Here is a 10,233-nt window from a genome sequence, read left to right as displayed (position 1 = left end):
GAGCCAACCGCCTGCGTTAGTTCGTATGGCCTGTGCGCATAGGAGATCGCCATGCATCAACCATTCAAACCCGCCTATAAACCGCCTCTCATCTCCCTCAACGTTGCCAAGGAGGGAGCCTGATGCTGCAAAGCCTGGAGGAATGGTCTGCCTGCCAATTTGGGCGACACGCGCCAGGCTTGGCAACGCTGCGCCGCTGGGCCCGGGACGGCCTCATCTTCCCGCCCGCCCAGAAAGTGGGCCGCAAGTGGCTTGTTGAGCCAAGCGCGGCCTACTTGCCGGCCGGCAACCTGGTTCCTGTTCGCCCCACCGCGGCGATGCTCCAACGCAACCCGCTCATCAAACGCATCATGGAGAGGCACAATGGCCGGCGCCGCACCTTTCAAATCGAAACCTCCCCGTTACCTTTACAACCGAACGGCTATTTCGCCTGGCGCGATCCGCGCGACGGAAAAGAGTACGGACTGGGGAGAGATAGAAACGCCGCGGTGGAACAGGCGCTGGAAGCGAACCTGCTCATAGCCAGCCTACACAGCCCGGCCGCTGTAGACCGCCTCACCGGCGCGCCAATCGACATGCTATGATGGTATCTTCGCTATCTGGAAGTCTTGGAGAAACGCGGGGTCAGCCCAACAGCCTGATCTCCGCCAAAGACCAGCTGCGCCGGCGATGCCGCCTGGGGTGATCGCACCCTGGAAAGCATTTCCGTTCTGGATGTAGCCGACTTGCTAAGACATGGACAGAGGCGGCAAGGAACGCATGGCCAGCATGGCGCCAGCCGCTGGTCGACTACTTCCGCGAAGCCATCGCCGCGCTGGCTTCAATACAATCCAGGCGAAGCCACCAAGGTGCACGGCCTCCGCACCAAGCGCCAGCGCCTCACAAGGAAATGTTCCTGGCCATCCTGGCGCACGCGGAACAAGACAAACAACGCACCTGGGCGCCAGCGCGCTGAAGCTGGCGCTCATCACCGGCCAGCGCAGAGAAGACGTGGCGCGCATGGGCCCAAAGACGTGCAGGATGGCCACTTGCACGTAATCCAGGAAAAACTGGCATGAAGCTGCGCCTACCGCTCTCCCTGAAAATAGACCTGCTGCCGCAAACCCTGAGCGAAGTGATCGACGAATGCCTGGCCAGCAACGCCACAACCCGCAAACCTTCATTCACGCGCGCAAGGTTGCGCATCGCGTTCAGCCAGGCCAAGGCATACGCCCCGTCTCCTCACCCGAGTCTTCGCCGACGCCCGTGACAAGGCCGGCTTCGGCGGCGAGGACCACCCCACCACCTTCCACGAGATCGCTCGCTATCCAGCCGCCTTTACGAAGCCACCCATGGCAAGGTCTTTGCCCAGCGGCTGCTGGGCCACAAGAACGCCAGCACGACCGATCTGTACCTGGATGCACGCGGGGCGGAGTGGGTGACGATTAACTACGGCCTCCTCAACAACGACAAGTGCAAATACTAGGCCAGTGGTGCGGATTGGCGCTGGCGATAAAGATATTGCTATGAGGCTTTGCCGCCAGTGCACAACTCAATCAATAGTATTGAAAGCCTTCGCCTGAAACTGGCCGTTGGGCGTATGTATAGGGGGAGGTACGCCTAGCGCCTTGTTAAACTCCTGGGGCTGCTTGCTGCAAAGTTCTTGGAAATCGCATTTCCCACACTTTGTTGGATTTGGGCGCACGGGGAAGTGCCGAGCCAGAATCCCTCGAACGCCCACTCGACATTCGACACGGCTGCTTGTACAGCATTCGAATCAACTGGCACTAGAATTCGACGATTATCCTTGAGTAAGTGGACCGATCCTGCGACTGCATTCTCCTGCAACACTTCGCGCGCGGCCTTCGCATACAGTTGAACCTGTAGCGACAGAGCAACAATCCAGGTCCGGGTCTGCGAACGGATCGCTGCCTGCTTCCATAGTCTTGAAATCGATGACTTCGGCATCACGGATTGTGCCGTCCTGGCTCTCGTTCACGAGCAGGTCAATAGAACTGTTATCAGGCAGTCGGCTGCAGGGATTTCGAACCTAGCCTCCACTTGCCGGCGACTAGTGAAGTCCTCAGCAAACTCGGTGACGTATTGCTGGGCGATTTCGACTGCCTTGTTCTTGGCTCGCTCATATGCACCAGGCCTGTTTACCGGGTCGCCGCTGGGTGCAATGTGCTTCAGGTGGAACGACTCCATCGCCACCGCTGCCGCTTCATCACTCGTAGGTGGGTGCACCGGGTGAAGCTCATGCAATTTCTCGATCGCAACATGGACGGCACGCCCATACCCGAACAGCTCCGGTACGGCTGGGCTAAACCCCCACTCGCGCCGAAACCTGTAGTCCATCGGACAATGCAGGTAGTACCTGATATCACTGAAGCTGGTCGGAAGGATCGTTTGGTCTACTCGGGGCTGCCTAGGTTCGGTAGGGAAACTGGTGGCTACATCGGTGGCAGGGATCAGCTCAGTGTCGGTCATCCGCAGGGAGAACGGCGATGCCTTGTTCGCACGCTTTCCACCGGGGAGGTTGGCAGCCCCGGTAACGTATAGAAATGCCTCCGCACGGGTCAACGCGGTATAGAAAAGCCTCGCTTCTGCCTCACGAGTACCGATATAGGCACCTCGCTGGACCGCAGCCTGTACGAGTTGTTTCGGGATAAGGCCACGATAGCTGGAGTTCTTACCGGGAAATCTGCCGGCTTGGCAGTCCACGACAAACACAACAGGAAACTCAAGTCCTTTTGCGCTATGGACTGTTGCTACCGAGACTGCATCGGGTCGCTGCGTTACATCGTCTGTGCTGACGTTGTACCCACCGTCTGCGACGAACTCAAGGAAGTGAGATACCTGACGGAATCGATCTGAAGAATCGACGCTTAGGTAGACACCTTCGACGTCCTGGATCATTCGGCTGAAAAGTCCGATCTCTCTCATCACCTCGGGTGCTGGAGGGTATGTTGAAATCTGCAAAGCGGAAAGCAGATCGAATACAAGGTTTTGAGGGAGCAGGCGCTGGCGAGCACCTCCCGTCGGCGCATGAATCCTCCTGCCCCAGTCGGACAGGACGCGAGTAAATCGTGCAAAGTCCGCCTTTGGATAACCAGGGAGGATCGCCTGGTCAAAGACCTCTTTTGCTTCCGCCCTATCGGGGTTACCATTTGCCAGCAAGCGGAAGACTTCCCGCAGGGCCGCCACCTGCGGGCGGTCGAACGGATTTCCTCCTGCCTCCAAGGAAAATGGGATGCCCTTAGCTGCCAGTCGGGATGTGAAGGGGTTATGACGCGCTTCTCCGCTCTGTTCGCTTCCTCGAGTCGATCTCATCAGAATGGCGATGTCACCGGGAGTGAGTCCGCGCACCTTACCGTTCTTTTCCGTGAACAGTGTACCGAGTAGTTGTTCGATCCGGTTGGTGACCCAATCGGCTTCTTCACTCCGATCGTCGAATAGATAGTTGGCCAATTCACGTGGCGCGATGTCGCGATGATTGCTCGGGTCTTTCCGCAATCTGGCGGCGCCCAGCTCCTGTGCGATGAAGTCGGAGGAGACGTCCACAATGGCACGGGTGCTTCGAAAGTTCGTATCAAGATTATGTATCGCTTGGACCTGGTAGCGATCACGGAACGTTAGGATATTGCTTACGTCAGCACCGCGCCAGGAATAGATTGCCTGGTCATCATCGCCGACGACGAAGAGTGACGCTCCTTGCGCATGGATGGCCTGGATCAGTGCCTCTTGGGAAGGCGAAACGTCCTGATACTCATCAACAAGGAGGTGGGATATCTCCGAGAGTGCGCGATTCACCGCAGCATTGCCACCGATCGAATGCTCGACGACCAGTCTGATCATCGAACCGAAGTCAATATATTGGTCTCTGTCGAGTAGATCTTTGAGGAGCTGAAGGACAGTCCCAACCTCCGGGTCGTTCGTCGCCACGCTCGTAACGTCTAGGCCTTCATCTTGGCAGAGCTTCCAAGCAGCAGCCACCTCTTTGATCGTCTCGAAATAGCGGTCTCCGAATCTTATCCTAAGCGGCTTGATCTGCAAGGCAGGATAACGGGACATGAGAAAGAGCGTAAGCCGATTGTCGTCTAGAACATCGTATTGGCGATACTTCGCGTCGGCCTTTCCTAGCACGTTCTGGCAGAAGGAATGAATCGTCCCGATATACATCTGTCCGATCAGGTTTGTGCTGAATCCTGCTAGTGAAAGCGTTTGCGCAATGCGTCGTTTGATGGATTCGGCGGCCTTCTCCGTGAACGTAAATGCCACGATCGAGGTTGGCGATACGCCTTCGGATATGAGACGAGCGACCCGGAACGCCAAGGTCTGTGACTTTCCTGACCCAGCGCAGGCCAAACACAGCACTTCCCTGCTTGCATCCAGCGCAGCATCAGCCTGATCCGGAGTTAGTTTGCTCCGAATTAGAACCTCCATCTTGTCCATGGAAACCCCTTCTGCTGTTTGTTTTACTTGTGTTTGCGAATCGATTTAATGAGCGCCGTCGCATGTGCGCTGATGAAGGGTGGAGGTAAAGCGTTGCCGATCATCAGTGCGATCGCTTCTTTGCCATGTTCTGCATTGAATCTGTATGAAGCCGGGAAGCCTTGTAGGAGAGCGGCTTCCCGAAGCGTAATCGCGCGATCATGGACAGGGTGAAGAAACCTACCCTTCGAAGGGTTATGGCAGCCGCCGGTGATAGTTGGGGCCGGCAGCCCCCAACTCATCCGGCCGTACACGTCCCTGAACCCGTCGGTTGTCTCATGGCAGGCAAGCCGAAATTGTTCGGGCAGGTCCGTGCGACTGCCTCCGTCGTGCGGAACTGCCCTAATCAGCGCCAACGTCTTCGATTCACGATTTTCGGGGATGTCGTGTATAGGATCGCCAGATGTGCCAGCTGGGGCGAGAGCCCCAATCACATCCTGGACGGTCTTTAACTCGCCGGTAGCATCGAGCTCGGGCAGCGGGTATCTGCCACGGACGGCCAAGTAGATGAGGCGTCTCCTGCGCTGCGGAACCCCAAATTTTGCTGCATCCTGGATTTCCGGCTGGCCGCGGTACCCAAGACGCTGCATTTCCGCCCAGAAGGTTTCGAAGCGAGGGTCGTCTTTCAGCGCCGGTACGTTTTCTAACATGACTGTCTTGGGGCGGAAACCGCGCACAAATCTCAGGAACTCGAAGATCAGGTCATTTCGGGCGTCAGCGTCCGAGCTGCTCTTGTTCCTGGTTCTGATCCGGGAGAAGCCTTGGCAGGGTGGGCACCCGGCCAACAGGTCGAGTTGACCTGCTTTCATGCCTAGCTCACGCATCAGCGTCCGAACTCGGACCTTTCGTATGTCGGAAGGGACCAACCGGACATCCGTATGGTTTAGACGGTAAGTTTCCTGCGCTTTGGGGTCGATCTCGACCGCGCAGGCTACCTGGAATCCTGCCTGCTTAAGGCCAAGAGATAATCCACCACAGCCGGAGAACAGGTCTATGGCTGTCGGTGCGTGTTGCTTGATCAATGTTTTTTTCATGCTATCCAAAACCAGGCAAAATCCTCCCACTCGAGTATAACCTTTCTCTAGGGTTGCCATACAGAAGAGGTTGCATCACCCCGCAGACAGGGAGATCAGCTGCTTACTCATTGAAAGCAGACTTCCTGAATCTTGCTTAGAAAGTCAGCTTTGGAGAGCTCTCACTAGCTTACCAAGCCTCGCTATATGGATTAATTTGTGCAGAGCCCCGAACAACGGTTTTGTATTGTTTTTGGAGTCATCGTGGCGGGGGTAAGTTTTCTCATTACATATCAATTAGTTACAGAGGCACACCCCTTTGGATGTTATAAGTGCATATCAATACATTATTCATATAAATATCAATGACTTAAGAAGTTAAGTTGAGGTAAGTTGCAAGGAAAAACAACAACTTTCACACCTTTAAAATCAAGCACTTACGCATCGATTTCGGAAATCATTTTGCATATTTGACGGGCTTTTCTTCACCCTGCACCACGCTTCTGTATCAAGTATGAGCCCCCATCTGTAAATGTACTTGTTTGGACTGAAATAAAGAGAAGCAGATGTACAGGGATCGGGGAGTCTGCATGCAGGATCGCATTCGGCAGCTGCTAGTCGAGGTGCCGCCATGGTCGGCGTATTCCTTGTTGGCGATACATGAACAACTCGCTTCACTCTCATCTGTAGATGAACTGACTCAATGGCTCCGTGGATTACGTAATGCCATACCCCTCATGCCTCCCGTCCTCCTTGCGATATCCGGTCGCGGTCGCTATCTTCCGCAACTACACCGAGTCATCTATCACGACTGGCCAGCCGACTGGCTGGAGCGCTACGACGACCCAGGATTCCGCTCTGCCGATCCCATCCTCAGCGCCCCAGCCGGCCAGCCCGTGCACTGGTCCGCCGAGTTCGCCAGGCTCAAACGTCCTACCCTGTCACAGCGCAAATTCCTCGCCTCATGCCGCAACAATGGCATGACGCATGGTGTTTCCTTTATTTCCGACCAGCGAAATCATCGGGTGATCCTCAGCCTATCCGGGCAACGAGCCGAAGAGGATGCCCAACTAATCCGGATGATAGAAATGGTATGGACGCATATCGTCCAGTGCGCACGGCGGCTCCTGCTACCCAAGAACCGGCTATTCGAGCTCTCGCCGCGGGAGCGGGATGTGGTCGAACTCATCAGCCTGGGCGAAAGCTACCGCAGTACAGCAGCCGCGCTCGGCATCGATGAGACCACCGTCACCGACCATGTCAATCGCATGGTCGAACGGTATGGCGCGAACAATTCAAGACACCTTGTAAAAATCCTGTTCAGCTGTACTGATTAATTCGAATTTTGCATCCAGTGCGACGGAGCAGCCCTTCTTTTCAGGGAATGAAATATGCGTATATCGTGGAGATAATGCTTCTTCCTCCAAAAAAATAAGGCGCTAACATGCACTACCTGCACCTCACCCGTGATCTCGCGCATTGCCTGAACCCCATGATCGGCTCCAGCACCAGGGAAACACTCGAAAACCTCGCTTCCCTCCTCAAAGGGCATTGCTCGCTGATAGCGGATCGGTCAAATGGCACAACGCTAGATGGCGAGTCCACGTTCCACTTGCTGCAAGCCGTGGCCGCCACACTGCTATTTGAGTCGGAGGCCCCCCCCACGGCCGCCAACGATAGTAAACCCACCTGACCAAATGCCCAGCAGAGCTGCAGAATGGATTATGGTAGTCTCCACGATCTTTTATCCTGCAGCTCCTCATCCCGATGAAACCCGTTATCCGACTCGGCGACCCCACTAACCATGGAGGATAAAGTCGTCAGCGCAGCGGCCACCACCTCAATGTTTGGCAAGGAGGTGACCTACATAGGTGACTCCACTCCATCACCTGTCCCAAGCTGTGCTAGCACTACGAGGAGTTGGCCGCAATGAACGTCAGTGACAGCTCTTCAGCCTGAAAGTAGATATGGAAGCTCCTACTGATTAGCTCGTTGTTTTGATTCTGCAGTGCGTAAATTTCCGAGAACTTCTCCGCATAGAAGCTGATCCACTCATCAGGCGTGGCAAAGTTCGACTTGGCCCATAGCGAAGCGTTCAGGTCGTGGATTGCCTCTGACGAGGCCGACAGGAAGTCGTGGTTGAGCGGGAAGAACATCAGCAGCTCGCCTGGGCCGATCTGCTCGATGGCGTCATCCGTGACGATGTGCAGCCGCGGGCCTTGTGGCGTAGGGGCTGACAGAATCAACCGCGTGATGTCGATCTGTTCGTTCGGGCCGGCCTCTTGGCGCCGACACTCCTTCTCGCGCGCCAGCAGCACCGGCAGAGACGCTAGGGCAGCTCCGCGGGTGAGGTGCCCTAGCGTGCGCTGAACGACGCCATACTCGCCGGTGCCGGTGAACACACCACCTGGCCACTCGTGGAGTTTTTGGCAGGCAATGCTCCGCCTAAAGGCAGTGGAATTGGTGAACGCGATCGTCGTGTTGTCGGCGGAGACGATGAGGCTGTCTTCGGCCTGCATTGCAATGATGAATGTCATGCTGAGCGAATAATGTATTTGATTTTCTAATCCGAACCATCCTACCCTGGAGAGAAAATGTCAGGCGGCGGTTACATCAGAATAGCAGGGGGCAATATTGAAGTGCATTGCCCAGGCACAGTTAGTATTCGTGGACAGAATATCGCGCTCTCAGGCCCGGCGCAAATTGGCACGAATATGCAAGGCATGCCATCAGCGGATTACAATAGCCTTTCATTCGTGGTGAAGGATGCTCAGGGCAACATCCAGAAAAATATGCCCTACATCCTCAAAGACGGCAAAGGGCAGATATTCAAGGGCGTGACCGACAAGTATGGCAGGACGCAGCGGATACATACCAGCGATCCAAATGACCTCTCGGTCCATTTAGACCATGGTGCAACTGGAATGAATTTGGAAGAATAGTGGCTATGGCGCAACCAAAAACAACGACGGCAAAGACCCAGCCGAAAGATAAAAATGCCGTGGCCGAACATCGAGAAGATGTCTTTCACCTGATCATCGGGTTTGAGGTAAATGATCCGAATGCCTACCGCGAGGTGTATGTTGCCCCCAATGGCATGAGAAAGGTTCATTACGTTCTGGAAGACCCTGGCCACACGTTCATGTATTTAACCAAAAATCTCAAGGTCACATTTTTCTACAGCCTCGGCCCGGCTTATAACAACCCTGTTCAGCGAGCCTACGGACAAGGGTCTCCAGAATACAAAATACCAGGCGACACTCGCCTTTTCAGATTTAACATAAGCGAGGATCAATACGAAAAGATGCTTGCCAAGGGAAAAGAATACCGAGCTGAAGTGCTGGCAGGGGCGAGATATTATAATATCTTCCAGAATTTCACCTGTGCCAGAAGTGCACGAGACATTATTGTCGCGGGCTGGTCGAGCGTTCCCAGAGGTTCTAGTTTTATAGGAAAAGGTGTTGTTATGGAGGATGTCGTAAACCCATACGCCTTCTATGAGGCCATTCATGACAAGTATCCGCAGGGTGAAATAAGACTCAGCCAGAATAAAACTGAGTGGCGCAATCTCATGCATGACGGGAATGCCTATCCAGGAAAAAAGCCGGACCCCACTATCAATCCAGCAGACTGGCCAAAAGAGCCTAAAGAGCAATGAAAAGAAAAAAATTAGTATTGCCCATACTTGCGATCATATTTGTTGCTTTAGGAGTTTTTATCATGAATGAAGGTGGCGAGAAAAAAGTTCCGAAGATCGTTGATGAGATATCCGATCGATATGGCACAGTCGTTAACTATGATCACTTTCTAAGTGATGGCATGAAGAGTAAAAAACTCACGCCTCTTGACAAGGAAAACTTGGAGAGGTTTATAGGAACAAACTTGGACGTCCTGAGTGGGAAAGTCTCCCTTGATGATGTTGGCAATAAGGATGCAAGCATCAAGGTGGACTTGTTTGTTCCGAAGATTCCTACAGATCCAGTTGTTACCGGAACCTTGTATACCTATATAATTAGCCGCCCATCCCAAGCCACACGGGGTATCGTTGGAGGCTTCTCAAGCGATATAGATCGCAAAGATGGGGATGCTCCCTGGAAGTATAGCAACATCACCATGAGCAATTCAGACAAAGTCGAAATTCTGACTAATTTCGGACAGGCTGACTTTGAAAAATTGGAATTGAAATTCGTAAAGAAATTTCTAATGTCAGACTTAAAGAGTGAAACAAAAAAAATAGATTTCTCACCCTACTATGATTATAGAAAATTCCACTCCTCTGACTATAATTGGCTCGGTTATGCCTTTTATAAATTTACAACCGTCAAAAATTCTGTTCCGCTAACAGTCGTGTTCGCGGTTAAAGAAGATCAATACAGCGAGCACGAGACCTATCCAAAGAATTGGTTCTATGTCTACATGAAGCGCGAAAGTTGATGCCGGCAGATCAAGAGCGGCGCTTTCGTTGATACGGAGAACGTGCACAGCGCCGCTTTTGTTGAGACCGGCAACATCTACAGGTTCACGATATGACTACTGGAAGACTGCTGTTGGCCATATGGATGACGGCCACGCTGACATCGTGACGATCTTGACAATGCGTAATCATCAAATCAAGCACATAGCCCGGTCCAACACCGGGCCATCCCCTTTTAAACAAGCCTCCACACTCCTCAGCATTCCAGTTCATGATCACCAATTCCCCCGAGGCCGTCGGCGCACCCTGGCGCTGATTGCCGTTGCTGTACTT

The 10,233-nt window shown here is 53.8% G+C and carries 10 protein-coding genes and 1 pseudogene; 7 read left to right on the top strand and 4 right to left on the bottom strand.

Going from position 1 to position 10,233, the window contains the following annotated elements:
* Positions 1–122 precede the first annotated feature (122 nt).
* A complete protein-coding gene (locus BI347_RS24090) occupies positions 123–584 on the top strand; it encodes an excisionase (protein ID WP_071117189.1) in 462 nt (153 codons plus the stop codon).
* A 470-nt stretch (positions 585–1,054) separates the two neighbouring features.
* Complete coding sequence (locus BI347_RS22390) at positions 1,055–1,249, top strand: hypothetical protein (protein WP_071117188.1); 195 nt, start codon at positions 1,055–1,057, stop codon at positions 1,247–1,249.
* 725 nt (positions 1,250–1,974) lie between these two features.
* Here BI347_RS22390 and BI347_RS22385 read toward each other — a convergent pair.
* Complete coding sequence (locus BI347_RS22385) at positions 1,975–4,434, bottom strand: UvrD-helicase domain-containing protein (protein WP_204378136.1); 2,460 nt, start codon at positions 4,432–4,434, stop codon at positions 1,975–1,977.
* A 23-nt stretch (positions 4,435–4,457) separates the two neighbouring features.
* Positions 4,458–5,507, bottom strand: a complete 1,050-nt coding sequence (locus BI347_RS22380; RefSeq protein ID WP_071117125.1) for a DNA cytosine methyltransferase — start codon at positions 5,505–5,507, stop codon at positions 4,458–4,460.
* A 569-nt stretch (positions 5,508–6,076) separates the two neighbouring features.
* Here BI347_RS22380 and BI347_RS22375 point away from each other — a divergent pair.
* Both BI347_RS22375 and BI347_RS22370 read left to right on the top strand, forming a co-directional pair.
* Positions 6,077–6,823 carry a helix-turn-helix transcriptional regulator gene (locus BI347_RS22375; RefSeq protein ID WP_158020823.1) on the top strand — a complete coding sequence of 249 codons (747 nt, stop codon included), beginning with the start codon at positions 6,077–6,079 and terminating at the stop codon, positions 6,821–6,823.
* A 107-nt stretch (positions 6,824–6,930) separates the two neighbouring features.
* Entirely contained in the window at positions 6,931–7,179 is a 249-nt protein-coding gene (locus tag BI347_RS22370) for a hypothetical protein (RefSeq protein WP_071116775.1), read from the top strand.
* A gap of 217 nt (positions 7,180–7,396) precedes the next feature.
* On the opposite strand, the gene BI347_RS22365 is transcribed toward BI347_RS22370, so the two are convergent.
* Positions 7,397–8,023, bottom strand: coding sequence for a hypothetical protein (locus BI347_RS22365; RefSeq protein ID WP_071116774.1), 627 nt, complete (start codon positions 8,021–8,023; stop codon positions 7,397–7,399).
* A gap of 57 nt (positions 8,024–8,080) precedes the next feature.
* On the opposite strand from BI347_RS22365, the gene BI347_RS22360 reads away from it, so the two are divergent.
* From BI347_RS22360 to BI347_RS22350, 3 genes are all read left to right on the top strand, one after another.
* Complete coding sequence (locus tag BI347_RS22360) at positions 8,081–8,428, top strand: DUF2345 domain-containing protein (protein ID WP_139167268.1); 348 nt, start codon at positions 8,081–8,083, stop codon at positions 8,426–8,428.
* 5 nt (positions 8,429–8,433) lie between these two features.
* Complete coding sequence (locus BI347_RS22355; RefSeq protein ID WP_071116772.1) at positions 8,434–9,144, top strand: hypothetical protein; 711 nt, start codon at positions 8,434–8,436, stop codon at positions 9,142–9,144.
* A 62-nt stretch (positions 9,145–9,206) separates the two neighbouring features.
* Positions 9,207–9,920 (top strand): hypothetical protein, encoded by a 714-nt coding sequence (locus BI347_RS22350; protein WP_158020845.1) that lies wholly within the window; start codon positions 9,207–9,209, stop codon positions 9,918–9,920.
* Between the two features lie 85 nt (positions 9,921–10,005).
* Here BI347_RS22350 and BI347_RS24450 read toward each other — a convergent pair.
* Positions 10,006–10,233, bottom strand: a pseudogene (locus BI347_RS24450) (hypothetical protein); the annotation flags it as partial.

Origin of the sequence: Chromobacterium sphagni, from assembly GCF_001855575.1 — a bacterium.
In the GTDB taxonomy this organism is placed as follows: domain Bacteria; phylum Pseudomonadota; class Gammaproteobacteria; order Burkholderiales; family Chromobacteriaceae; genus Chromobacterium; species Chromobacterium sphagni.
This window is presented reverse-complemented; position numbering and strand designations above follow the sequence as displayed.